Origin of the sequence: Methylobacterium sp. E-045 (assembly GCF_022829685.1) — a bacterium.
Taxonomy (GTDB): domain Bacteria; phylum Pseudomonadota; class Alphaproteobacteria; order Rhizobiales; family Beijerinckiaceae; genus Methylobacterium.
Genome location: NZ_JAKSYE010000064.1, coordinates 175,231 through 199,879 on the forward strand (window position 1 = coordinate 175,231; position 24,649 = coordinate 199,879).

Here is a 24,649-nt window from a genome sequence, read left to right on the forward strand (position 1 = left end):
ACCCCAGAGCTCAGCGGATGATATTGATCAACGAGGACATCATGTCCTGCGCGGTGGAGATTACCTTCGTGTTCGCAGAATAGGCCTGTTGGGTTACAATCATCTTAGAAAATTCACTCGCAATGTCGGTATTCGACTGCTCGATGTTCTGGCCTACGACCTTCGTCGCGTTGAGGCCCACCAAGGGATTGCCCGAATCGAGCGTCTGTCGATAATTTCCGGACGAGTCCGCCTTCAGCCCGTCGGGATTTGCGAATTGCACAACCTTGATCTTGGCGAGGGCAATCGTGCTGCCGTTGCTATAGCTGCCGACCACCTCCCCGTTTTCATTGACTGATAGTTCATTCAAGGTCCCGGATGTGAATCCATCCTGACCAAGGGCCGTCGTCGTTATCAATGTGCTGCTGTTCGCAGTCAGTCTTGATCCGTAATCGAGCGTAATAGGGTTGAGGGTAACGCCGTTGATGGTCGGTGCTGCAATCGGAATGGATCCTGTTGTAGGATTGGTCATCTTACCGCTTGAGTCGAATTCGAACGCCGTTCCTGCATTCGTCCACGATGATGCCGATTGATCGACCGTCGTATCATTGGCATAATACAAATTCCAGACGTCCTTTTTAGCTGGAACTGCGGTTGTCGTGCCATCTGAATTCGTGATTGTCGTGGCATTTGCCGCGTCTTGGACTTTTGCCCATACCGTCGTCAAGTAGACCGGTGCGCCGCTAGGTGAATAGGCCGTCAGCGCGGGGCCACTCATGCTGCCGTTCATGAGCTTCGTCGCATCCGCACCTGCGGAGACGGTTCCGGCTCCCGTTCCTGACAGGATGACCGGATTGGTGGAGGCCGCAAACGTCGTTCCGGTCAGGTCTTTCGACGGAGATATTGGAAGATTGGCCGCGTATGTGATCGTGCTCGTCGCCTTGGCGGGAATTGGCAAGGCCGAGATCTTGATAGGGCCTTCACTCGTGGGGCTCCCCGTGCTCGGGTCAAGACTCGTCCCCGTGAGAAAGGCGCCGCCGCCATTGCGGAGATAGCCTTCCTGATCCTTAACGAAATCGCCCCGGCGCGTGTAGAGATTGCCCGGCGAGAACGATGTCTGTCCATTGACGTCGTTCGTCTTCGTCTGCACCGCAAAGAAGCCTGGACCATTCAAGGCGATATTGGTCGGGGTCTCGGTCGAGATGATGTTGCCCTGGATCGAGTTGGTCAGGACGGAATTCGCCCTGACGCTGCCTGCGACCTGGCGGTTGGGCGCCTGCTCGGCGACGAGGTCGACGAAGCTGGTATCGACCCGCTTGAAGCCCGTCGTCTGCGAGTTGGCGATGTTGCCGGAGATGTTCTCGAGGGAAAAGCCCTGGGCCTTCATGCCCGAAACCGCCGTCTGCAACGCAGAGAACACATCCATGACCGGCAACCTTTGGTGAAAATGACGTGGACCGAGATTGGTTCAGGCCACCATCCGCAAGCGGGATGCCAAAACTAAGCTATTGAAAATAAGAGATTATTTTTTAAGATGGCCGGCAAAAACCGACATTCTCCGGAAATGCCCCGGCAGCTTTTGCCGGTTTCGTGGTAGGGTTGAGCGGGCCGTTTACCCAGCGTTATGCCTGGGTCGGCTATCGTCGGGCCGTCGGCGCAACGGAGAGGGATCATGAAGAGCAAGCGGACGACCCTCGTCCACCTCATCTATTTCTCGCGCCTCAACCTCGCCGCCGATGCGGCGGGACGGACCCGGCAGCTCGGAGAAATCACGCGCCAGGCGCAGAAGAAGAACGAATTCTCCGTCATCACCAGCTTCCTGCTGGTGGAACAGAATTTCGCAGCCCAGATCATTGAGGGCGAACGCACCTCGGTGAACGAAACGTTCGGACGGATCAGCAACGATACCCGGCATCGCGACGTCCAGATCGTCGAGTGGCGCGAGATAGTGAAGCGGGAATTCGTGAATTCCTTCGTGACCGTCATCCGCAACCCCGCGAACGACGCGACCTTCCAGAAGGCCGGCCTGCTGCCGATGTTTCAGCGCGGCACGCCAAAAGGCGGGGTGATCCATTCCCTCGCCATCGCCCTGCAGGCCGAATCGATGGCGAAGCAGGGCATCGACCATCTTTTCGTCTGATTCTGCATCTCAGCCATCCTGACGTCGGATATCCGACTTTGAGCTTCGAAAGCCCATGAGTGAGACGCCACCGATCCTGATTGTCGACGATCAGGAGAAACTGCTGAAGCTCGTCATCCTTCTGTTGACGCGGATCGGATTCCCCGATGTCGACGGCGTGACCAGCGGTACGGAGGCGCTGGAGCGGCTGCGCGAGCGCAAGTACGCCCTCGTGATCTCGGACCTGATGATGGAGCCGATGGACGGGCTGACGCTTCTGCGCGAGATCCGCGGCGACGATGTGCTCATGAACACGCCCTTCATCCTCACCGAGGCGTCGTTCGATTTCGAGGACATCAACCTCGCGCACCAGGCCGGCGCCGACGCCTTCATCCTGAAGCCGTTCGACATGTCGGTGCTGAAGTCGAAGCTGAAACAGGTGATCAACCGCAAGCCCCGCCGCCGCGAGGCACCGCTGGCCGCGGAATCCGCGTTGAGCGTCGACTTCCCGATGCTCGGCAAGTTCTGATGACCTCCTCCGCCGCACGGGGTGTCGCCGGGCTCGGGGGACCACGAGGCACGGGGAGAGGTACCGCGCCGTAGTCCGGCCGGGATTTAGTCCAACGCCCGTGCCATGGCGACGAAGCCTTCCACCGGGACCTCCTCCGCGCGGGCGGTCTCGGCGATGCCCGCCGCGTCGAGCAGGCGCGACGGATCGGGGGTCGCCGCCTTCAGGCTCTGGCGCAGCATCTTGCGGCGCTGGCCGAACGCCGCCCGCGTGACGCGTTCGAGCGCGGTCACCGAACAGGGCAGGGGGGCACGCCGCGGCTTCAGGTGGACGACGCTCGATGTCACCTTGGGCGGTGGCACGAAGGCCGAGGGCGCCACGTCGAACAGGATGTTCGCCTCGGTGCGCCAGCCGCAGAGGACGCCCAGGCGCCCGTAATTCGCCCGGTCTGATTCGTCGGCGACGATCCGCTCGGCGACCTCGCGCTGGAACATCAGCGTGAGGGAGTCCCACCAGGGCGGCCAGGCCGCATCGGTGAGCCACCCCGTCAGCAGGGACGTCCCGACATTGTAGGGCAGGTTGGCGACGATCCGCACCGGGCCATCACCCACAAGGGGGCGCGGATCGAACTTCAGCGCGTCGGCATCGACGACGTCGAGGCGGCCCGGATAATGAGCGGCGATCTCGGCCAGAGCGGGCAGGGCGCGGGGATCGCGCTCGATCGCCACCACGCGGGCGGCGCCCGCCGAGAGAAGGGCGCGGGTCAGGCCGCCGGGGCCCGGCCCCACCTCCACCACGGTCACTCCCTCCAGGGGGCCGGCGGCGCGGGCGATCCGCCCGGTGAGGTTGAGGTCGAACAGGAAGTTCTGACCCAGCGCCTTCTTCGGCGCGAGGTCGTGCTTCAGCACCACGTCGCGCAGGGGGGGAAGTCCGTCCTCGCTCACGCGTGCTGCCCCGCAAGTCTCGCGGCGAGCCGCAGGGCGCCCATCAGACTGTCCGGCCGCGCCACGCCCTTGCCCGCGATGTCGAACGCGGTGCCGTGATCCGGTGAGGTCCGGATGAACGGCAGCCCCAGCGTGACGTTGACGCCGTCGTCGAAGGCGATGGTCTTGATCGGGATCAGGGCCTGGTCGTGAGTCGGCGTCAGCGCGACGTCGTAGGCCGCCCGGGCGCGGGGATGAAACAGCGTGTCCGCCGGGAGCGGGCCTCTGATGTCGATCCCCTCGTCTTGGAGCTGCGCCACGGCGGGTTCCAGGACGTCGCGGTCTTCCGTCCCCATGGTGCCGGCCTCGCCCGCATGGGGGTTCAGCCCCGACAGGACGAGGCGGGGACGGGCAATCCCGAAACGCTCCGTGAGGTCGCGGGCCACGATGCGTGCCGTCCGGACCACGAGATCCTGGGTCAACAGGTCGGGCACCCGGCGCAGGGCGACGTGGATCGTCACCGGAACCACGGCCAGGGTCTCGCTCCACAGCATCATCACGGGGAGTGGCGCGGCCTTGCCGGGCTCGGCCGCCAGGGCAGCGAGGAACTCCGTATGGCCGGGATAGGCGAAGCCGACACTGGTAAGGACGTATTTCGCGATCGGATTGGTGACGAGGGCGATCGCCTCGCCCGACCGGACCAGACCCACCGCCGTCATGATCGATTCGAGGGTCGCGCCGGCATCGGCCGCGCTCGGCCGTCCCGCCACCGCACCGACACGGGCTCCGCTCGGCAGCGGCATCACCGGAAGCGCGCGGGGAAAGACCTCGACCGCGAGATCGGGGCCCACTGCCGCCACCGGGACCTGAAAGCCGAGGCTGCTCGCCTGCGCCTCGATGAAATCGGGATCGCCGATGAGGAAGAACGGTGGAAGCCCGGGGCCCTCATCGCGTGCAAGCCATGCCATGAGCGCGATCTCGGGCCCGATGCCGGCGGGATCGCCCATCGTGAGCGCAATGGGTCTGTGCACCGTCATAGCCTGTCGTGGTCGCCGGATGAGGGCGGGACCGGGCTCTCGCCCGATCTCACCGGGTGGCCGCGATGCCGTCGGCCGTGCTCGCGATGTTGACGTTCTGGCGCAGGTCGACCTCGCCGAGGGTCTTTAACTCGATGCGCAGCAGCACGGTGCGGTTGCGCTCCGTCACCCCGAGGGCCGCGGCCGTCGGAGAGACGATGTAGTTGAGCGAGAAGGTGGTGCACTCGTCCTGATAGCCGCCGCCGACGCTCAACCCGGCGAGGTTGGCGCGGCCGGGATTGGTGTAGACCGGCGCCGCGCCGACAGGATTGGCGAGGTAGGAGGTGTAGGCGTTGGCGAAGGTATCGCGCACGTCGAGATAATGCGTGAGATCGACGAGGGCCGAGCCGGTGACGAACCAGTTCGGGGTGATGTGGTAGGTCGCCGACGCGGTCAGGCCCTCTCTGCGGTTGTTGAATCCGAGCAGGGGCTGAGCGGCATAGTAGGAATAGAACATCGACAGATCGATGGGCGCGAAGGGGTGGAGGCGCGCGATGACGCCCGTCTCGACACGGTTGACGCTGAAGTCCCGCTGTTCGAAGCGCGCGCGGGTGACGAAGGTGATGTTCTGGTTCGGCGAGAGCTGGAACCGGCCGACATAGTCGGATTCCCGGCGCTCCAGGCCGGAATCGAGACCGACATTGGCGAGATCGCCGCGCCGGAACGAGTTGACCCCGGCGACCTGGATGGATTCGCCGAACATCACGTTCGCGTACCAGCCCGACGGCGTCACCACGGAGTATTGCGCGCCGAGATTCGTGCGCACGCCTCCTTCGACACGGTCGTAGCCGGAGAACTTGTCCCACTCGAACAGTGACGTGTCGTCGAAGACGAGGCTCTGCGCGTCCTCGTTGGGCAGGCGGCCGATATGCGTCTCGCTCGGACGGATCACGACCTGCGCGATGGGTTCGAGGGTGTGGACGCCGAGGGGGCCGAAATTGCTCACAAAGGGATAGCGGTAATCGAGGCCCACCGCCGGCATCACCCGGCCCGAGAAATCCGAATCCGTGGTGCTGATCGTCTGCGCCAGGGCGTTCTGATAGCCGGAATTGCGTGGGTCGACGAAGAAGGCGTCCGTGCGCAGGTAGGCAAAGGGCGTGAAGACTTGGCCGGCATCGTCGATGAAGGTCCGGCGCCACGACAGCTGCGCGGATGCGCGCGTGTTGCTCCCCGACAGACCGCGGATGATGCAGGTGCTGCGCGTGAAGGTGGTGCAGGTCTCGTAGAGCGGATAGGTCACCCCGTTGACCGTGGGGTTGAAGTAGTACGAGCCCGTGCGCGGGATGGCCTGGAAATCCGTGGCCTCGCGATCGAGATGGGTGATGTTCGCCTCGAAACGCACCTCGCCGCCGAGGAAGCCCGGACCGTTGATGCGCTTGTCGTAATCGATCACTGGCGCGACGACCGGCTGCTCCTTCTGCCAATCGTAGCTCGACAGGCCCTTGAAATAGTAGGCGCGCGCCTCGAACCACGAGCGGTCGCCCTGGCCGATCAGGTAGGCTGTCGACACCGCCTCACGGAAGTAATCCGTGGTGATGCTCGAATTGCGGACGCGGTAATTGTCGAGGAACCACTTGTCGGTGACGCCGACCACGTCCCAGCCGGTGCGCCAGCGGTCGTTGATGTAGAACTGGCCCGTGGTCTCGATCGAACCGCGGAAGTCGCGGTCTCCCGCACCGAGCGGGCCGGGGAGGAAGGCGCTGGGCGTCGTCTGGAAGATGCCGCTGGCGCGAATGGTGTACGTGCCGGTCTCGAGGCGGTGACGCAGCTCGCCCTGCCCGAGAAGCCCCTGCTTGCTCAGGAAGGACGGCGTCAGGGTGAGGTCGAAATTCGGCGCGACATTGATGAAGAATGGCGTCGAGATGCCACTGCCGAGGGCGGTGGAGGTGACGAAGCGCGGCGTGAGGAAGCCGGTCTTGCGCTTCACCGTCGGATCCGGGGCCTCGAAATACGGCAGGTAGCCGACGGGGATGCCGGCGATCTCGAGGGTCGATTCCTCGAAGCCGATCGTGTGCGTCTCGTTGTTGTGGATGATCTTGGCGGCGCGCACCTGCCACAGCGGCGGCGTCTCCGGATTGTTCTTGCACGGCTCGCAGGCCGTGTAGGTGCCGGACTCGAAGGTCGTCTGCTCGCCGTCCACCCGCTCGCCGCGCGGCGCGGAGAAGCGCGTGCGCACCGGCTGGCCCCGCATCTCGACGGTCTGCTGGATGCGCAGGGCGTCCACGAATCCGTTCCGGAAATCGTCCGTCAGCTCCATCGTGTCGCCGGTCACGACGGCGCCGGTCTCGTCGGTGAGACGGACATTGCCCTCCGCGAAGACACGGCTGCTGGCCCGGTCGTAGCGCACGCGGTCGGCCTGAAGGGTGCGCGGGCCGTAATGCAGCTCGGCATTGCCGCGGGCCGTGACGGTGTTGTTGTCGTTGTCGTAGATCAGCTCGGCGGCCTCGACGAGGAGCCGCTCGGCCGGCTTGCCCGTGGGCGCGGGCTGCGCGGCGGCCTTCGGCGCCGCGGCGTTGCGGGCCTGGCTCTTGTCGCCCCGGCCGGCCGCCTGCGCGCTCGCTCCATCGGAGCCGAGCGTGAGCGCGGCGCTGGAGACGAACGCCAGCAACCCGGCGAGCTTCGCGATGTCGGAGACTGTACGCAACCCGTGTCCCAACCTCTGCCTCGGCCCCGTTTCGCGTCCCGTCACCGACAACGGCATCAGCCGTCCTCCTGATAGAGAAGCGTGAGCGTACCGAGAAGACTCCCTACCACGGCCGGGAACCATGCCGCCACCGGGGGCGACACGATGCCTGATGCGCCGAGGCCCTCCATGACCTGCCGCGCGACGTAGAGGAAGAACCCCGCCATCACACCGCCAAGCACAAGCTTGCCCACTCCACCAAAGCGGAAGAACCTTAAGGAAACGCTGGCTGCCACGAGCACCATGGCAACGAAGAGAATGGGCCTCGCCATGAGGACATCATACTGGAGTCGGTAGCGCGTCGCATCCAACCCCGCCCTCTCCGTGCGTGCGATGGTCTCGTTCAGTTGCCAGAAAGGCACAGAATCCGGGGGCGTGAAGCGCTGCTTGACCTGTCCGGGGTCGAGGTTCGAGGCGAGGATATAGGTGTCATAGCTCTCGGGAGGCTGGCCCTTGGCGAGGAGCCGGGCGTCCTGCAGGGTCCAGTAGCCGTCATGCAGCGTCGCCCGCGCGGCCTCGATCTGGGACTGAAACACCCCGGCCTCGTCGAACGTATAGACCGACACGCCGGCCAGGGTGGTGGTGCCCTCGATCGCCGTCCCGGCGCGCAGGATCGCCTGTCCGTCGAGACTGTTCTGGCGGATCCACAGATCCTTGCCGGAATTCGCCTTCGTGTTTTTCGCGAAGATCTTGGCCTCGATCTCCGTGGAGCGCTGCTTCATCGCGGCGGAGACCGGATTGTAGACCCCCACCGTGAAGGCTCCGATGGCCAGCGCCACCAGGATGCCCGGCTGGAGGAATTGCCAAGCCGAGATTCCGGCGGCGCGCGCCACCACGAGTTCGAGCTTGCGCGACAATTGCAGCAGGGCCGCCATGGAGCCGAACAGGATCGCGAAGGGGAGCACGCCCTCGGCCACCGCCGGCGTGCGATAGAGCGAGAGCTGCGCCATCAAACTTGTGGACGCGCCCTCGGTGTCGCCCGCCCGCCGCAGCAATTCGACGAAATCCAGGGTGTAGACCAGGGCGAAGACGGTGATGAAGACGCCGAGCACCGTGCGCAGGAAGCGCAGGGCGAAGTAGCGTCCAAGGGTGAAGCCGATCATCATGGCGGCGGCCTCACCCGTCGCCGAGGCGCGGCCGGCGCATCACGGTGCGGCCGAGATTCGAGAGGGTCCTGGAGACGCGCGTGTTCCAGTCCCGCACCGCGGCTCCGTTGAAGACGACGAGGCACGAAATCGCCAGCGCCAGGGCCGGGGCGGCATAGATCGCGATCACGGCGCCCTGGCTGCGCACCGCCGCGCTGCTGGCGGCAAAGCCCGCGATGCGCAGGACGATGACGGCGATCACGGCACCCGCCATGGCCACGCCGCGGCCCTGACGCGTCGTGCGCGGGTCGCCCAGAGCGGCGAAGGCGATCAGCGTCAGAGCGAGAGGGTAGAGCCAGGCCGAGAGACGGTCATGCACCTCGGCACGGAAACGGCCCTTCTGCGACTGGTAATAGGTCTCGCTCGTGTCGGGGAAGAGGAGCTGCGCCGTCGACCGTTCGCGCGGCTTGTAGACGGTATCGCCGTCCGGCGGGGTGAAGGCCGCGAGGTCCACCGTGTAGCGCTCGAAGGTGATGATCGAGGAATCCCGCGAATCCTTCTGCTGCCGGTGGATGCTGCCCTTCTCGAGGGCGAGATAGCTCTGGCCCTCGTAATCCACAGCCTGACCCTGCTCGGCGAGATAGACCACCGTCTTCCCGGCCTCGCGCTTGTCCTGGATGAAGATGCCCTGCAGCGTTCCGCCCGGGCCCCGCTCGCGGAAATGGAAGGTGATGCCGCTGTCGAGCTCGGTGAACTGGCCTTCCTTGACCACGTTCGCGATGAAGTCGCCGCGTACGCGGGTCAGGACGTCCCGCAGTTCCTGGAACGAGGACGGCATCACCTGGATCGTGAGGAAGGCGACGCCGGCGCTCACGATCAGCCCCAGGGTGAGGAACGGGCGCAGTATCCGCCGCGGTTGCATGCCGGCGGCCGACATGACGATGAGCTCGGAATCGCCGTTCAGCCGGTTCAGGGCGTAGACCACGGCGATGAACAGCGCCACGGGCGCGATCACGGTGATCAGCGTCGGCACCGACAATCCGGTGATCAGGAAGAAGACGATGAGGGTCTGGCCCTTGGCCGTGATCAGGTCGAGTTCTCGCAGGGCCTGGGTCACCCAGATCGTGCCCGTAAGGCCGATCAGGCAAGCGAGGAAGGCCCCGGCTGCGATCCTGAAAATGTAGCGCTCGATCTGCGTCATCGGATCTCGTGGCGGGCCCTGCGCACGGCTTGCGTGGGAGGCGTCCCACGGGCCTTCCTCATGCCCCCCGGCATCGCGCCCGTCCACCGATGTCGATCGCCTTGGGGCGCTTCAATTCAGGCGGTTTCGCGGCGGCCGGATCGCGTTGCGTTCTTCGCATCAACGGGTACACAGGGAGCGTCGCGGCGGCGTGTGTCGAGCCGCACGAACCAATTCAGACCTTCGGAAAGCGTGACTTATGGCGGACGGTATCACGATCGCATTCGGGCCGCTCGGTCCGGTCGGCCAGGGCGACGTCGTTCTCTTCGTCGGCGATGATCTGGCCCTCTCGCCTGCGGTCGCACAGGCCCTGGGCCGCGGCGCGGCCGAGCTGGTGGCGCGCGCCGCCGCGAGCGAGCGCTTCAAGGGCAAGTCGCTGACCTCTCTGGCGCTCCCGGCCCCCGCCGGGCTCGACGCCGACAGGCTCCTCGTCATCGGCCTCGGTTCGGAAAAGGACCGCGCCAAGATCGATTGGCCGGCTCTGGGCGGCTATGCCGCGAGCAAGCTCACCGGCCGTCAGGCCCATGTCGCCCTCGACTGGCCCGGCTCGTCGGTGAGCCCCGCGAACGCCGCCGATTTCGCTCTCGGCGCGCGTCTGCGCGTCTACAGTTTCGACCGCTACAAGACGAAGAAGAAGCCGGAGGGCGAGGAAGGCCGCGTGACCGCGCTGACCCTCATGGTCAGCGACCCCTCGGCAGCCGAGGCGGCCTCCAAGGTCTCCGAGGCCGTGGCCGGCGGCGTCCTGCTCGCGCGCGAACTCATCAACGAACCGCCGAACGTCCTCTATCCGGAGGAGTTCGCGCGGCGCGCCGAGGAATTGACCAAGCTCGGCGTCGAAGTCGAGGTTCTCGGCCCCGGCAAGCTCGAGGCCCTCGGCATGGGAGCACTCCTCGCCGTCGCCCAGGGCTCCACGCGTGAAGCCCGCGTCGTCGTCATGAGGTGGAACGGCGGCGACGATGCGGCCGAGGCGCCGATCGCCTTCATCGGCAAGGGCGTCTGCTTCGATTCCGGTGGCATCTCGATCAAGTCCGCCGGCGGCATGGAAGACATGAAGGGCGATATGGGCGGCGCCGCCTGCGTCGTCGGGACGATGTATGCCCTCGCTTCGCGGAAGGCGAAGGTCAACGCCATCGGCGCCATCGGCATCGTCGAGAACATGCCGGACGGCAACGCCATGCGTCCGGCCGACATCGTCACCTCCATGTCCGGCCAGACCATCGAGATCATCAACACCGATGCCGAGGGTCGCCTCGTCCTCGCCGACGTGATCTGGCACGTGCAGAGCGCCTACAAGCCGAAATTCATGATCGATCTGGCGACGCTCACCGGGGCGATCATCGTCGCCCTCGGTCAGGACATCGCCGGCATGTTCTCCAACGACGACGCCCTCGCCGCCAAGATCGCCGCCGCAAGCGAGGCCACCGGAGAGGCGGTGTGGCGGATGCCGCTGATCCCGGCCTACGACAAGGCCATCGACTCGAAGTTCGCCGACATGAAGAACACCGGCGGACGCCACGGTGGTGCGGCCACCGCCGCCTCCTTCATCAAGCGCTACGTCAACGACGTACCGTGGGCGCATCTCGACATCGCCGGGGTCGCGATGTCGTCGAGCCCCAGCGAGATCAACCGGAGCTGGGGCGCGGGTTGGGGTGTGCGTCTCCTCGACCGGCTCGTGCGCGACAATTACGAGGCGTGATGTCGTCCGGCGGCGCGTCCGCGGTGCTTGTCCCGGCCGCCGCCTCACCTCCCGCAGCTGCGACATTTCCGGTCATGGCTGCGGCGCTTCCTCTGATGGCTGCGGTACTTGCGGTCTGCACCGCAGCCCTGACAGGGCTGAGCCAGGCCTCGGCGCTTCCGCCCGAGCTGGCGGCGCGGTTCTATGGGTTCTTCCTGCAGCAATACCCGCTCTTCACCTTTGCGCTGATCTACGCTCTCGCGCGGATCGTCGCGATGGCGGCGGCAAGCACCGCATCGCTCCCCAGGCGCATCGCCGGGGCCTCGGTGGGGGTCGCGCTGGTCCTCGTCCTCGGTCTTTATCCGACCTTCGGCGGTCTCGTTCTCCGCGCAGGCTTCGCCACCGGGGGCATGACCTTCCTCACCTACCAGCCCATGAGCCTCGCCTTTGCCATCGGTTCTGCGGCATCGGCTTTCGTCTTCGGGGCGGCGTTGGCCGTGGGCGCGATCCTGATCGGCGGCCGCGCCTCCACGGCATCGTGGGGCCGCCGCCTCGCCACCGGCTTCTTCCGCGGCGGCACGGGCTTTCTCGCCCTCTGGTTCGCCTTCGCGGTGATCGGGCAGGCCCCGACGGCGGGTTTCGGGCCCTGGCCGCGCCGCGCCCTGTCGGCCGGCGAGACAGGAGTAGGAATGTCCCTCGTCCTCGCCGCGTTTCTCCCCCATGCCATCCTGGTCTGGCTGGCACTGCGTGACAAATCCCGGAGAACGAAACCCGGTGCCCCATCGATTGCGGCTTGATCCCATGCACGGGACACGGGAAAGATAGTTTATATGTGAACGAAGACGGCACCAAGCTGCCTCGCGCATCAAAGGGAGGATCGAGATGATCCAAGGCATGGCCCAAGAGCCGGTTTCCGTGCGCCCGTGGCTTTCCATGTATCCGCCCGGCATACCCGCCGAGATCGATGTCGCGAGCCAGCGCACCCTCGTGGACATCCTGCGCCACGGCACGAGGGAATGCGCCGCCCGCCCGGCGATCCGGTGTTTCGGCAAGTCCGTCACCTATGCCGAACTCGGCGCCTCGGCCGACGCCATCGCGGCCTGGCTGGTGGCCGAAGGGTTCGTTAAGGGCGACCGGATCGCCGTCATGATGCCGAACGTGCCGGCCTATCCGGCGGCGATCTATGGAATCCTCCTGGCCGGTTGTGTCGTGGTCAACGTCAACCCGCTCTACACCCCGCGCGAACTGACGGTGCAGCTCAACGATTCGGGGGCTCGGGCGCTCTTCGTCCTGGAGAATTTCGCCCATACCGTCGCCAGTGCGGGCGCCGACCTCGATCTGGATCGTATCGTCGTCGCCGGACCGGGCGACGGGCTCGGCCTGAAGGGCCGGATCATCGATCTCGCCTCGCGCCATATCAAGAAGGCGGTGCCTCCCTATCGCCTGCCTGCGGGGAAGACGCTGCGCTTCGACGCTGTCCTGCGCCATGGGCGAAGCCTGCCGAAAGCCTCTGTCACGGTCGGACCGCGGGATCTGGCGTTCCTGCAATATACCGGCGGGACGACGGGCGCCGCCAAGGCCGCGATGCTGACCCATGCCAACGTCGTCGCCAATGTGGATCAGTGCCGGATCTGGTTCTCTGTGTCAGAAGCCGATGGGGTCGAACGGGTGATGGTCACCGCCCTGCCGCTCTACCACATCTTCGCCCTTACCGGCTGCTTCTTCCTGTTCATGAGCATCGGCGGATGCTGCCTGCTCATTCCCAATCCCCGCGACGTGGATGGGTTCGTGAAGACCCTGAAGGGCAACCGCTTCACGCATTTCTCCGGGGTGAACACGCTGTTCAACCTGCTCAACAACCATCCGAAGATCGCGGAGGTGGATTTCTCCAAGATCCATTTCGTCATCGCCGGCGGCATGGCCGTGCAGGCTCCCGTGGCGGCCAAGTGGAAGGCGATCACGGGCAAGTCCATCGTCGAGGGCTACGGACTCTCGGAGACCTCTCCCGTGGTCTGCGTGAACGACCCGAAGGCGGATTGGACCGGCACGATCGGCTTTCCGGTTCCCTCCACCGATGTGGCGGTCCGCGATGCCGAGGGCAGGGACGTCCTCCCCGGCGAGCCGGGCGAACTCTGCGTGCGCGGCCCACAGGTCATGGCGGGTTACTGGAAGCGGCCGGACGAGACAGCGCGGGCGATGACCAGTGACGGCTATTTCCGTACCGGCGACGTGGCGGTCCTCCAGGCGGACGGACAGGTCCGCATCGTCGACCGGATGAAGGACATGATCCTGGTCTCGGGCTTCAACGTCTACCCGAACGAGGTGGAGGAGATCCTCGTCGGCCATCCCGGCGTGCTCGAATGCGCCGTGGTCGGTACGCCCTGCGAAGAGACCGGCGAAATGGTCGTCGCGCATGTGGTGCTCAAGGACAGAAGCGTCGGCGTCGAGGCGCTGCGGACCTACGCCCGGCAGCAGCTCACCGGCTACAAGGTGCCGAGGCGCGTCGTTTTCCACGACGCACTGCCGAAGACCAATGTCGGCAAGGTCCTGCGCCGGGCGCTGCGCGACCAGACGCCGCGTGCCTGACACCCCCGCCGGTGTAACCGGCGACGGCGGCGCGCCGAATGGTGACGATCGGCCCCGCTTGCACGGACGGGCAGCGGGGCCGATCTTCGCGGGATACGGTCGCTTCCATGCGGCCATCCCCTCTCTGTTCGAGGACGCCACATGTACATCAAGCGCATACGCGGCTGGGAAATGCCTGAGCGTCTCGCGACCCCCGAGAGCGTGTTCCTGAACCGTCGGGCGCTGTTGGGGGGAGCCGCCGGCCTCGCGGCGACCTCTCTTGTCGGCGTGGAGGCAGCATTCGCCGCCGCCGACCCGACGAGCGGCCTCTATCCGGCGGCGCGGAACGAGGCCTATACGCTGGACCGTCCGCTGACGGCCGAGAAGTTCTCGGCGGATTACAACAACTTCTACGAGTTCGGCACGTCCAAGACCGTGCTGCCGGCAGCCAACGCCCTCAAGACGCGGCCCTGGACCATCAAGATCGACGGGTTGGTCGAAAAGCCGTTCGAGATCGGGATCGACGATCTCGTCCGGAAGATGAGCCTGGAAGAGCGCCTCTACCGCCACCGTTGCGTCGAGGCTTGGTCGATGTCGGTTCCCTGGACGGGATTCCCGCTCTCGAAGCTCGTGGCCCTGGCAAAGCCGGCCTCCGGGGCGAAGTACCTCCGCATGGAGACGTTCATGGACAAGTCCATGGCGCCGGGGCAGCGCTCGTTCCTGTACCCGTGGCCCTATGTGGAAGGACTGACGATGGAGGAGGCCAACAATGACCTCGCCTTCGTCGCCACCGGCATCTACGGCAAGCCGCTGGCCAACCAGTTCGGCGCCCCGATCCGGCTTGCGGTGCCGTGGAAGTATGGCTTCAAGTCCGTCAAGTCGATCGTGAAGCTGTCCTTCGTCGCCGAGCGGCCAAAGACCTTCTGGGAAGGCCTGCAGGCCTCGGAATACGGATTCTGGGCGAATGTGAACCCGGCGGTCTCGCATCCGCGCTGGAGCCAGGCATCGGAGCGCGTGCTCGGAACCGACCAGCGCGTGCCGACCCTGATCTATAACGGCTACGGCGAGCAGGTGGCCGGTCTCTACAAGGGCCTGGAGAACGAGCGCCTGTTCGTCTGAGCGGGTTTCCCGGTCAGTAGGTCCAGCGCTGGGCTTTCGCCACGAGGAAGTCGCGGAAGGCCTGCACCCGGGCGACGGAGCGCATCTCCTCGGCATAGACGAGGTAGCTCTCCATATGCGGCATCTCGACGTCGCGCAGGACCTGCATGAGGCCGGTCTGCCCCTCCACGGCGTAGTCGGGGAGGATGCCGATGCCGGCGCCGGTCTCCATCGCCTTCTGCAGGGCGGCGATGTTGTTCACCGTAAAGTGGATCGACCGCCGCTCCTGCCCCTCGCGGCCCACCGTCGAGAGCCAGTGGGTCGCCAGCAGATAGGACGGCTCGTTGCCGCCGAAGGAGACGAGGCGGTGGTTGTCGAGATCCGCGATCACCTTGGGCTCGCCGAACCGCTTCACGTAATCGGCCGAGGCGAAAGCATGGTAGTGCACCGTGAACAGCCGCCGCTGTATCAGGTCGGGCTGGGCCGGGCGCCTCATCCGGACGGCGACGTCCGCCTCGCGCATGGCGAGATCGAGTTCCTCGTTAGTGAGGATGAGTTCGACGCGCACGTCGGGATAGAGGTCGAGGAACTCGGCGACGCGCTGGGCCAGCCAGGAGGTGCCGAGGCCCGTCGTCGTCGTCACCTTGAGGTCGCCGCTCGGCCGCTCGCTCGTCTCCACCAGCCGCGCCCTGGTGTTTTCCAGGCGCAGCTTCATGTCCCGCGCCGCCCGGAACAGCAGGTCGCCCTGCTCGGTCAGGATGAGGCCGCGCGCATGGCGATGGAAGAGGGGGGCCTTCAACTCGCGTTCGAGGGCGCTGATCTGGCGGCTCACCGCCGATTGGCTCAGGCCGATATCGTCGCCCGCGCGGGTGAAGCTGCCGGCTTCGGCAACGTTGAGGAAGATCCGGATCTTGTCCCAGTCCACGGCGTCCAACCCCCTCCCGCAGCCCCGTGCCGACGTCCGGCCTACCGAAGCCGGACCCGCTACGGGCTGGCATCGGTCCTTGCCGTGTCTCGGCGTGCCCGGCCGCCGTTTCATGCGGTTCGGCCGGTCAACATGGGACGCCGAGCCGATGGAACTCGGCTCACGCTGGTTTTAGGACAACGATCTTGCGATTAGGTTGATGCCCGACGCAAGGCGCCGGACGAAGATTTCCCTATTCCGCCGCAGCCTGCTGTGGGGTTTCGCCGAGTTCGAGGGCCGCGAGGTACTTCTCGGCCTCCAGAGCGGCCATGCAGCCCATACCGGCGGCGGTGATCGCCTGTCGGTAGACGTCGTCCGTCACGTCGCCGGCGGCATAGACACCGGGGATCGCCGTCTCGGTGGTGCCCGGCTTCGTCTCGATATAGCCGCCATGCCGCATGGCGAGCTGTCCCTCGAAAATTCCCGTCGCTGGCTGATGGCCGATGGCGACGAAGACGCCGTCCGCCTTGAGCTCCGTGATCGCACCCGAGCGCGCGTCCTTCAGGCGCAGATGCGTGACCGAGGGCGGAGTCTGTGTGCCGCAGATTTCCTCGATCGCGTGGTGCCAGACCACCTCGACGTTGGGATGCTTGAACAGGCGCTCCTGCAGGATGCGCTCCGCGCGGAACTCGCCCCGGCGGTGCACCACCGTGACCTTCGCGGCGAGGTTGGCGAGATAAAGCGCCTCCTCGACGGCGGTGTTGCCGCCGCCCACCACCACGACCTCCTTGCCGCGAAAGAAGAACCCGTCGCAGGTGGCGCAGGCCGACACGCCGAAACCCTGGAACTTGGCTTCGGAGGGCAGACCGAGCCACTTCGCCTGTGCGCCGGTGGCGATGATGAGCGAGTCGCAGGTGTAGGTCTCGCCGGAATCCGCCTCGAGATGGAACGGCCGTGCCTGCAGATCGACCTTGGTGATGTATTCGGAGACGATCTTCGTACCCACATGCTCGGCCTGGAGCCGCATCTGCTCCATCAGCCACGGACCCTGGATCGGGTCGGCGAAGCCCGGATAATTCTCGACATCGGTGGTGATCATGAGCTGGCCGCCGGGCTGGAAGCCGGAGATCAGAAGCGGCTCGACCATGGCGCGGGCGGCATAGATGGCGGCGGTGTAGCCGGCGGGGCCTGAGCCGATGATGATGAGCTTGGAATGGTGGGGGGGCATGGTTCGGACGTCTCCTACGGCCGCGACGCAGGTGCCAACCCGGCGCGGTGCTCGATATAGGCGCGGGCCATAGCTTCTGCGATGGCCGGCGTCGCGTCGAGGGGGGTGTAATGCAACTCTTCCAGACGGCCGGTGAAGGGCTTCAGGGCGCCCACCATGGCCAATCCGGCAAAGAGCCGCCTGTGTCGGATGTAGGTCTTCGGGAGATCGAAGAGAAGCACCGGCGCACCGCTGCTCACCGCTTCTCCCACCATGTTGGCCGAATCCGACGTGACCACGATGGCGTCGGCCAGAGCGAGCAGGGCGACGTAGGGGTTCGCCCCCGAACCGTCCCAAAAGAAACCGCCCTTCTCCGAGACGAGGCGCTGGAGCGCCGCCCGCAGGGGCGGTGGCGTGCGGCGGGACACCGTGAGCATCAGCGACGATCCGCCATCGGCGAGCTTCGTCAAACGAGCGAGCAGCCGCTTCATGTCGGCGGAACGATAGCTGAGATGGCGGCTGTCGCCGCCGATCAGCACAGCCACGCGGGGCTCCGGCAATTGGACGAGGCGCGGGTCGGGGGAGCGGCGCGCCGCTGCCAGCCGCGCCGCCGTCACCTGATGCGGCGCCGTCAGGGTCGTGAACACGTTCGGCCCGCGAAGGTCGTCGTAATCCGGCACCCAGATGAAGTCCGCCGTGTCGTGGCCCGTCCGGGGATCCTTCAGGAATGCGGTGAAGGTCCGGCCTTTCGACGCCTTGCGGATCGCGCGGAGATAGGGAACCGCTCGGCGTCCCGAGGCGATCACGATCTCGGGAAACGGGCCGGCCAGGGCACCGCCGCGAAGGCCGGGGCGGTCGCGCGGATCGATCGGTCCCCATGGAGCGAACCAGCCGAAGGGAGGACGGGGGGCGACGCGGTGGATCTCGAAATCGAGGCCGAGGGTCTCGGCGAGACCGATGCACTGGTTCTCATCACCGGCCTTGCCGTCGGTGACGATCCACGCTCCCACCTGGGCCAGTTTGGAGGCGAGGCCGGGGCCGAGGTCACTTCCAGCAGATCGCATCACACCGGACGCTCCCGATATCGACATGGCGGCGTCAGTTCGACGGGAATGCCCGGCGCAGCCAGCCGGCATAATGCTCGGCGATCGCGGCCACGCGGCGACGTTCCGAATCCGGATCGTACCATGCCCCACCCGAACTCGACGGCAGCGCGGAGAGCTGCGGATGCCGGGCGAGAATTTCGCCGCGACGGCCGACGATCAGGGCTTCCCCGTCGAGATAGTCGGAGGGCGAGCCGCCGCCGATGCCGCTGCGGCCTCCCTCGCTCCCGGTATAGGGACGGAGCGACAGGCTCTTGATCCTCACCACCAGGACCGGACCGGCGCCGCCGATCCTGTCGGCGAACTCGCGGTTCAGCGCGCCGAGGAGATCGTCACGCAAGGCTTCGGCAGGGGCGCCCCCGCCCTGTGCCAGGAGCGGCCCCACATCGACGCGGATCGACGACAGCCGCGTGGCACCGAAGGACGACAGTCCCTCGGCGAGGGCAGGACATGTCATGGCCAGGGCGGCGACGAGGCCGATCCAAGCCCGCCGCCGGCCCGTGATGGACCGGCCGGATACGGTCTGGCGCATGGTCCGAACCTCGGGCGTCAAACGCCGTATTGGACCGCCACGACCTCGTAGGATTTGCCACCCCCGGGGGTCGTCACCTCCACCGTGTCGCCGACGCCCTTGCCGATGAGGGCGCGGGCGATGGGGGAGGTGATCGAGACCAGCCCCGAACGGACGTCGGCCTCCGGCTCGCCGACGAGCTGGTAGGTCTTCTCTTCCTCGGTATCCTCGTCGACGAGCTTCACCGTGGCGCCGAACTTGATCTTGGTGCCCGAGAGCTTGGTGACGTCGATGACCTCGGCCCGGGCGATCATGCTCTCGAGCTCCATCACCCGTCCCTCGTTGTGGGACTGCGCCTCCTTGGCGGCATGATACTCAGCATTCTCCGAGAGGTCGCCGAGCGCCCGAGCTTCGGAGATGGCCTGGATGATGCGCTGACGCTCCACCTGCTGGCGATGCTTCAGCTCGGCTTCCAGCGCAGCGAACCCGCGCACCGTCATCGGAACCTTGTCTATCGTCATCGTCTCGCGCCACAATGAATAGGCCCGGTCGGGAGCGGAACGCTCCCTCCGGGCCAGAGTAAGATGGTCTTGAAGCCTTGGCATCTGCTGTGTCCGTCAAGACGGACACGACATCAAATGTTAAGCCGCGAAGTATTCCTGCAAGGCGCGGACCTGGAGATCGCCTTCGAGATAGGCCTTGATCCCCTCGGCCGCCGCCATCGCTCCGGCTAGAGTGGTGTAGTACGGCACTTTATGCAAGAGGGCCGCCCGGCGCAGGGAGCGCGAGTCCGCCAGGGCGCCGGCGCCTTCCGTCGTGTTGAACACGAGCTGGATGTCGCCGTTCTTGATCGAATCGACCACGTGCGGCCGGCCCTCCAACACCTTGTTCACCCGCTCCGTGGGAACTCCGTTCTCGACGAGGTAGCGTTGCGTGCCGCTGGTGGCGACGATGGTGAAACCGGCCTCCGACAACTCCCGGATGGCCGGGAGGATCCGAGCCTTGTCGGCGTCACGGACCGAGACGAACACCGCGCCGCTCTTCGGCACGAGGGTACCCGAGCCGAGCTGGCTCTTCGCGAAGGCGACACCGAAACTCGAATCGAGGCCGATGACCTCGCCGGTAGAGCGCATCTCCGGTCCGAGCAGAACGTCGACGCCGGGGAAACGGGCGAAGGGGAACACGGCTTCCTTGACGGCGATGTGGTCGAGGACCTTGGGCTCGAGCCCGAAACTCGCCAGGGGCTCGCCGGCCATCACGCGCGCCGCGATCTTGGCGATGGGCTCGCCGATGACCTTGGCGACGAAGGGCACCGTGCGGGACGCCCGCGGGTTCACCTCCAGCACGTAGATCGCGCCGTCCTTGATGGCGTATTGCACGTTCATCAGGCCGCCGACCTGAAGGGCCAGTGCCATGGCCCTGGTCTGGCGCTCCAGTTCGGCGATGGTCTCGGGCGAGAGCGAGCGCGAGGGCAGCGAGCAGGCGGAATCGCCCGAATGGATGCCCGCCTCCTCGATATGCTCCATGATGCCGGCGATGTAGACGTCCTTGCCGTCGCAGATGGCGTCCACGTCGATCTCGGTGGCGTCCGACAGGTAGCGGTCGAACAGCAGCGGGTTCTTGCCCAGCACCGTGTTGATCTGGCCGGTCTTGTCGTTGGGGTAGCGCGATTTCACGTCCGACGGGATGAGGCTCGGCAGGGTGTCGAGGAGGTAGTCGGCGAACTGGACCTCGTCGCGGATGATCGCCATGGCGCGGCCGCCCAGCACGTAGCTCGGGCGCACCACGAAGGGCAGGCCGAGATCGGAGGCCACGAGGCGGCTCTGCTCGACGGAATAGGCGATCCCGTTCTTCGGCTGCTTCATCCCGAGCTTGTCGAGGAGTCGCTTGAACTGGTCGCGGTCCTCGGCGAGGTCGATGGCGTCGGGGGAGGTGCCGAGGATCGGCACGCCGGCCGCTTCGAGGGCACGGGCGAGCTTCAGCGGGGTCTGGCCGCCGAACTGGACGATGACGCCATGGAGCGTGCCGGCCTGCCGCTCGGTCTCGATGATCTCGAGCACGTCCTCCTGCGTCAGCGGTTCGAAATAGAGGCGGTCGGAGGTGTCGTAGTCGGTGGAGACCGTCTCCGGGTTGCAGTTGACCATGATGGTCTCGTAGCCGGCCTCGGTGAGCGCGAAGCAGGCGTGACAGCAGCAATAGTCGAACTCGATGCCCTGGCCGATGCGGTTGGGTCCGCCGCCGAGGATGATGACCTTCTTGGCGTCCGTCGGCTGGGCCTCGTCGACCACGGTGCCGGCGAAGGGGGCCACGTAGGTGGAGTACATGTAGGCGGTCGGCGCCTTGAACTCGGCCGCGCAGGTGTCGATGCGCTTGAAGACCGGGCGGACCCCCAGCGCCCGGCGGGCGGCGCGCACGCTGTCCTCGTCGGTCTTGGCGAGGACCGCGAGACGGGCATCGGAAAAGCCGGCGGCCTTAAGCTGGCGCAGCGCGCCGGGCGTGTTCGGGATGCCGTGCGCCTTGACCCGGTTCTCCAGGTCGATGATCGCCTGCAACTGCTCCAGGAACCACGGATCGATCTTGCACGAAGCGTGGACCTCCTCGTGGCTGACGCCGAGGCGGAGCGCCTGACCCACCTTGAGGAGACGGTCCGGCGTCGGCGTGCCCAGAGCCGCCTTGATAGCGTTGTGATCGTCGCCCTTGCCGAGACCCTCGATCTCGATCTCGTCGAGGCCGGTGAGGCCGGTCTCCAGCGAACGCAGGGCCTTCTGCAGCGACTCGGCAAAGCACCGGCCGATGGCCATGGCCTCACCCACCGACTTCATGGCCGTGGTGAGCGTCGGTTCGGCGCCGGGGAACTTCTCGAAGGCGAAGCGCGGGATCTTGGTGACGACGTAGTCGATCGTCGGCTCGAACGAGGCCGGGGTCGCGCCGCCGGTGATGTCGTTGGCGATCTCGTCCAGGGTGTAGCCGACGGCGAGCTTGGCCGCGACCTTGGCGATGGGGAAGCCCGTGGCCTTCGACGCCAGCGCCGATGAGCGCGACACGCGCGGGTTCATCTCGATGACGATCATCCGGCCGGTGGCCGGGTCGATGGCGAACTGCACGTTCGAGCCGCCGGTCTCGACGCCGATCTCGCGCAGCACCGCGAGCGACGCGTCGCGCATCACCTGGTATTCCTTGTCCGTCAGCGTCAGCGCCGGCGCCACGGTGATGGAATCGCCCGTATGGACGCCCATCGGGTCGATGTTCTCGATGGAACAGACGATGATGCAGTTGTCGTTCCTGTCGCGAACGACCTCCATCTCGTATTCCTTCCAGCCGAGGACGCTTTCCTCGATCAGGACCTCGTTCGTGGGCGACGCGTCGATGCCACGCTCGACGATGTCGAGGAATTCTTCCCGGTTGTAGGCGATGCCGCCGCCGGTGCCGCCCATGGTGAAGGACGGGCGGATGATGGCCGGGAGGCCGACTTCGGCAAGGGCGATCAGGGACTGCCCGATGGCATGCTCGCCGTAACGCTTGCGCCGGTCGGATTCGCCCGCATGCCATTTCTTCTCGAACGCGGCGAGGGCGACCGGGCGGGCGGCCTCGTCCGTGGCGGTCTCGATCCGGGCGATCTCGGCGAGGTACTTTTCGCGGTCCACCTTCTTGGCGGCGGACGCGTTGGCGACCGCCGATTTCGGCGTCTCGAGGCCGATCTTGGTCATCGCGTCACGAAACAATTGCCGGTCCTCGGCCTTGTCGATGGCCTCGGCCGTGGCGCCGATCATCTGGACGTCGAATTTTTCGAGAATGCCCAGCTTCTTGAGCGAAAGGGCGCAGTTCAAGGCCGTCTGGCCGCCCATGGTCGGCAGCAGGGCGAAGCCGCCAGGGAGGACGTGACGCTCCTTCTCGATGATCTTGGCGACGATCTCCGGCGTGATCGGCTCGACATAGGTCGCATCCGCCATGTCCGGGTCGGTCATGATGGTCGCCGGGTTCGAATTGACCAGCACGATCCGGTAACCCTCCTCGCGCAGGGCCTTGCAGGCCTGCGTCCCGGAATAGTCGAACTCGCAGGCCTGCCCGATCACGATCGGACCGGCACCGATGATGAGGATCGTGGAGAGGTCGGTGCGTTTCGGCATCGGGCGCCTTGGCTTGCGGACGCGCGCGTCCGTCAAGCGCGGCGCCACAATCTGGAGCGGGCCGGATATGGACGCGAGCGGCGTGAATGATCGTTAGGGTTCGCGTCTACACGCGGCGGGAGGGTTTTGGAAGAGCGCCGGGAGGCTTGGCGACGATTGTGCCCGCCCCGGACGGCCGCCGATCCGCCGCCAACGAAAATCAAACTATAATAACTATAAATCTAAGAACATACGAAATATTGCACGCTCGGCGGAGCCGTGTAATTGAGACGATCGGCGCCTCGTCGATCTCGAACAAGACTAAATCGAGGATAAGAATGATAAAGCTAGGAACGCTCGTGGGCACTCTGGCCCTGTGCATCGCCACCGGCCCAGCCGCTTTCGCCGCCGAGATTACCGTAAAGACCCTCAATAGCGGGCCGGGCGGTATGATGGTCTTCGACCCGGCCTTCGTGAAGCTGGCGCCCGGCGACAGCATCAAGTTCGTCCCCCAGGACAAGGGGCACAATGCCGAGCTGATCAAGGGCATGGCGCCCGAGGGGGCGGAAACCTTCAAGACCGTCGTCGGCAAGGAGGAGGTCGTCAAGTTCGACAAGCCCGGCGTCTACGGCATCAAGTGCTCGCCGCACTACCTCATGGGCATGATCGCCGTGGTCGTGGTCGGCGACAAGCCGGAGAACCTCGAAGCGGCAAAGGCGGTGACGCACAACAAGCTCGCCGCCAAGCGGTTCGAACCCCTGCTCGCCCAGGTTCAGTGACGTGAGAAAGGAGGCGGCGCCAAGCCGCCTCCGACGACCCGCGCGGTGTCGTCAGAGGCCGATGTAGAGGGCGGCCACCGCGCGATCGATGGAGAGATAGAACACGCCGAAGGCCACGGCGGCGGCGGCGGCGAATTCGAGGGCCACATTGGGCAGTGTCTGTGAGCGGCGCAGGATCTCGCGGCCGAAGAACACGCTGAGCCAGGCGATCGTGAGAACGACGGGCAGGACGAACAGGAAGGACCAGGTGCTCTCGACGGTCTGGGCGCCGACGGCCGGGTCGATGAGCGCGCGGATGTTGCGGACCCATGGGGCGTAGCAGGCCGAATACAGCGCGGTCATCCAGGCGAGGGCGACGGCCACGCCGAGATGGAACGTGAAGACCCGATGCAGCCGCGAGAAATCGTCCCGCGCGTCGTCGAACGTCATGTGGAAACCCCGTGATCGTGGCCGCCGGACGATCGTTGGATGCGTCGTCTCTCAAGCTGGCCGTTGATGATTCGGGAATGCCGGCCAAAGCCGGATTTTTTGTGACGTCAGCTTCCGGGAGGTTCGACGATTCATGGGCGCGCGCCCAGACGTGATCGATCACGTTTGTACGGTCACGCGTGCAGGGGGGGGGGCGCGGTGAATTTTATTCACCTCGCCTACCACATATAGAGTATTACCGCACCGCGTTGTGAGACAATTCTCAAGGCTGTTCCAACAGCATTGAGGACGGCGCCATGAATAGACTCAATCTTATCGGCCTTATCGCGATCCTGTCATTTGTCGAAATGTTGCCAGCGGCCGCAGGCAATCCGGCGCATCGCGATGCCACAAATCATCATCAAGTACAAATTGAAAAGACCGCACCACAAAACTACGTGTCGTTAAACGAGGATTCCGCCTATCCGACCGCTCGCGAGACACCGATCTCGCAAATGCTCGACGACAATACCCAGGCTGCAATCTATATTCAGGAATGCCATCACGGCGAAGGCGGTATTTGACGTCGTAAATGTCGCCGAGAGACCCGTCGGTCGAGACAACGCTCCGGTGGCAAATGCTGCCACCGGGGAGGTCAGACGCGGCTTCCTTCGTATACA

General features: G+C 65.7%; 21 protein-coding genes. 8 read left to right on the forward strand and 13 right to left on the reverse strand.

Annotated features, from left to right (window positions below):
* Positions 1-10: 10 nt before the first annotated feature.
* Positions 11-1,405 carry a flagellar hook protein FlgE gene (locus MKK51_RS09425; protein ID WP_243976619.1) on the reverse strand — a complete coding sequence of 465 codons (1,395 nt, stop codon included), beginning with the start codon at positions 1,403-1,405 and terminating at the stop codon, positions 11-13.
* Between the two features lie 246 nt (positions 1,406-1,651).
* Between MKK51_RS09425 and MKK51_RS09430 the strand changes: the two genes are divergently transcribed.
* Together MKK51_RS09430 and MKK51_RS09435 are read left to right on the forward strand one after the other, a co-directional pair.
* Positions 1,652-2,119, forward strand: coding sequence for a BLUF domain-containing protein (locus tag MKK51_RS09430; protein WP_243976621.1), 468 nt, complete (start codon positions 1,652-1,654; stop codon positions 2,117-2,119).
* A 55-nt stretch (positions 2,120-2,174) separates the two neighbouring features.
* Complete coding sequence (locus MKK51_RS09435; RefSeq protein ID WP_243976623.1) at positions 2,175-2,627, forward strand: response regulator; 453 nt, start codon at positions 2,175-2,177, stop codon at positions 2,625-2,627.
* 86 nt (positions 2,628-2,713) lie between these two features.
* Here the strand turns inward: MKK51_RS09435 and rsmA are convergent, their stop codons facing one another.
* From rsmA to lptF, 5 genes are read right to left on the reverse strand one after another with little or no spacing between them, the layout of a single operon-like run.
* A complete protein-coding gene (gene rsmA, locus MKK51_RS09440) occupies positions 2,714-3,550 on the reverse strand; it encodes a 16S rRNA (adenine(1518)-N(6)/adenine(1519)-N(6))-dimethyltransferase RsmA (protein WP_243976626.1) in 837 nt (278 codons plus the stop codon).
* A complete protein-coding gene (pdxA, locus tag MKK51_RS09445) occupies positions 3,547-4,566 on the reverse strand; it encodes a 4-hydroxythreonine-4-phosphate dehydrogenase PdxA (protein WP_243976627.1) in 1,020 nt (339 codons plus the stop codon). The genes rsmA and pdxA overlap by 4 nt, the downstream gene beginning before the upstream one ends.
* A gap of 49 nt (positions 4,567-4,615) precedes the next feature.
* Positions 4,616-7,249 carry an LPS-assembly protein LptD gene (locus MKK51_RS09450; protein WP_243976628.1) on the reverse strand — a complete coding sequence of 878 codons (2,634 nt, stop codon included), beginning with the start codon at positions 7,247-7,249 and terminating at the stop codon, positions 4,616-4,618.
* 56 nt (positions 7,250-7,305) lie between these two features.
* The gene (gene lptG, locus MKK51_RS09455) at positions 7,306-8,394 is read right to left on the reverse strand and encodes an LPS export ABC transporter permease LptG (RefSeq protein WP_243976629.1); all 1,089 of its coding nucleotides are present in this window, start codon (positions 8,392-8,394) and stop codon (positions 7,306-7,308) included.
* Between the two features lie 10 nt (positions 8,395-8,404).
* Positions 8,405-9,574 (reverse strand): LPS export ABC transporter permease LptF, encoded by a 1,170-nt coding sequence (gene lptF, locus MKK51_RS09460; protein WP_243976630.1) that lies wholly within the window; start codon positions 9,572-9,574, stop codon positions 8,405-8,407.
* A 238-nt stretch (positions 9,575-9,812) separates the two neighbouring features.
* Between lptF and MKK51_RS09465 the strand changes: the two genes are divergently transcribed.
* The 4 genes from MKK51_RS09465 to msrP all read left to right on the forward strand — a co-directional run bounded on the left by MKK51_RS09465 (position 9,813) and on the right by msrP (position 14,972).
* Positions 9,813-11,309, forward strand: a complete 1,497-nt coding sequence (locus tag MKK51_RS09465; RefSeq protein WP_243976631.1) for a leucyl aminopeptidase — start codon at positions 9,813-9,815, stop codon at positions 11,307-11,309.
* A gap of 95 nt (positions 11,310-11,404) precedes the next feature.
* Entirely contained in the window at positions 11,405-12,085 is a 681-nt protein-coding gene (locus MKK51_RS09470; protein WP_243976632.1) for a hypothetical protein, read from the forward strand.
* A gap of 97 nt (positions 12,086-12,182) precedes the next feature.
* Positions 12,183-13,874 (forward strand): AMP-binding protein, encoded by a 1,692-nt coding sequence (locus tag MKK51_RS09475; RefSeq protein ID WP_243976633.1) that lies wholly within the window; start codon positions 12,183-12,185, stop codon positions 13,872-13,874.
* Positions 13,875-14,015: 141 nt separating this feature from the next.
* A complete protein-coding gene (msrP, locus tag MKK51_RS09480) occupies positions 14,016-14,972 on the forward strand; it encodes a protein-methionine-sulfoxide reductase catalytic subunit MsrP (protein WP_243976635.1) in 957 nt (318 codons plus the stop codon).
* Positions 14,973-14,985: 13 nt separating this feature from the next.
* On the opposite strand, the gene MKK51_RS09485 is transcribed toward msrP, so the two are convergent.
* From MKK51_RS09485 to carB, 6 genes are all read right to left on the reverse strand, one after another.
* Positions 14,986-15,876 carry a LysR family transcriptional regulator gene (locus tag MKK51_RS09485; protein ID WP_243976785.1) on the reverse strand — a complete coding sequence of 297 codons (891 nt, stop codon included), beginning with the start codon at positions 15,874-15,876 and terminating at the stop codon, positions 14,986-14,988.
* Positions 15,877-16,108: 232 nt separating this feature from the next.
* Positions 16,109-17,083, reverse strand: a complete 975-nt coding sequence (trxB, locus tag MKK51_RS09490) for a thioredoxin-disulfide reductase (protein ID WP_243976637.1) — start codon at positions 17,081-17,083, stop codon at positions 16,109-16,111.
* A 14-nt stretch (positions 17,084-17,097) separates the two neighbouring features.
* The gene (locus tag MKK51_RS09495) at positions 17,098-18,126 is read right to left on the reverse strand and encodes a mitochondrial fission ELM1 family protein (RefSeq protein WP_243976638.1); all 1,029 of its coding nucleotides are present in this window, start codon (positions 18,124-18,126) and stop codon (positions 17,098-17,100) included.
* A gap of 34 nt (positions 18,127-18,160) precedes the next feature.
* Positions 18,161-18,697, reverse strand: coding sequence for a hypothetical protein (locus MKK51_RS09500; RefSeq protein WP_243976640.1), 537 nt, complete (start codon positions 18,695-18,697; stop codon positions 18,161-18,163).
* A 17-nt stretch (positions 18,698-18,714) separates the two neighbouring features.
* Positions 18,715-19,191, reverse strand: a complete 477-nt coding sequence (gene greA, locus MKK51_RS09505; protein WP_187273304.1) for a transcription elongation factor GreA — start codon at positions 19,189-19,191, stop codon at positions 18,715-18,717.
* 126 nt (positions 19,192-19,317) lie between these two features.
* Positions 19,318-22,803, reverse strand: coding sequence for a carbamoyl-phosphate synthase large subunit (carB, locus tag MKK51_RS09510; protein ID WP_243976641.1), 3,486 nt, complete (start codon positions 22,801-22,803; stop codon positions 19,318-19,320).
* A gap of 317 nt (positions 22,804-23,120) precedes the next feature.
* Between carB and MKK51_RS09515 the strand changes: the two genes are divergently transcribed.
* Complete coding sequence (locus MKK51_RS09515; RefSeq protein ID WP_243976643.1) at positions 23,121-23,561, forward strand: pseudoazurin; 441 nt, start codon at positions 23,121-23,123, stop codon at positions 23,559-23,561.
* A 51-nt stretch (positions 23,562-23,612) separates the two neighbouring features.
* On the opposite strand, the gene MKK51_RS09520 is transcribed toward MKK51_RS09515, so the two are convergent.
* Positions 23,613-23,990 carry a hypothetical protein gene (locus MKK51_RS09520; RefSeq protein WP_243976645.1) on the reverse strand — a complete coding sequence of 126 codons (378 nt, stop codon included), beginning with the start codon at positions 23,988-23,990 and terminating at the stop codon, positions 23,613-23,615.
* Positions 23,991-24,286: 296 nt separating this feature from the next.
* Here MKK51_RS09520 and MKK51_RS09525 point away from each other — a divergent pair, with 296 nt between their 5' ends.
* Complete coding sequence (locus tag MKK51_RS09525; RefSeq protein WP_243976646.1) at positions 24,287-24,553, forward strand: hypothetical protein; 267 nt, start codon at positions 24,287-24,289, stop codon at positions 24,551-24,553.
* Positions 24,554-24,649: the final 96 nt, after the last annotated feature.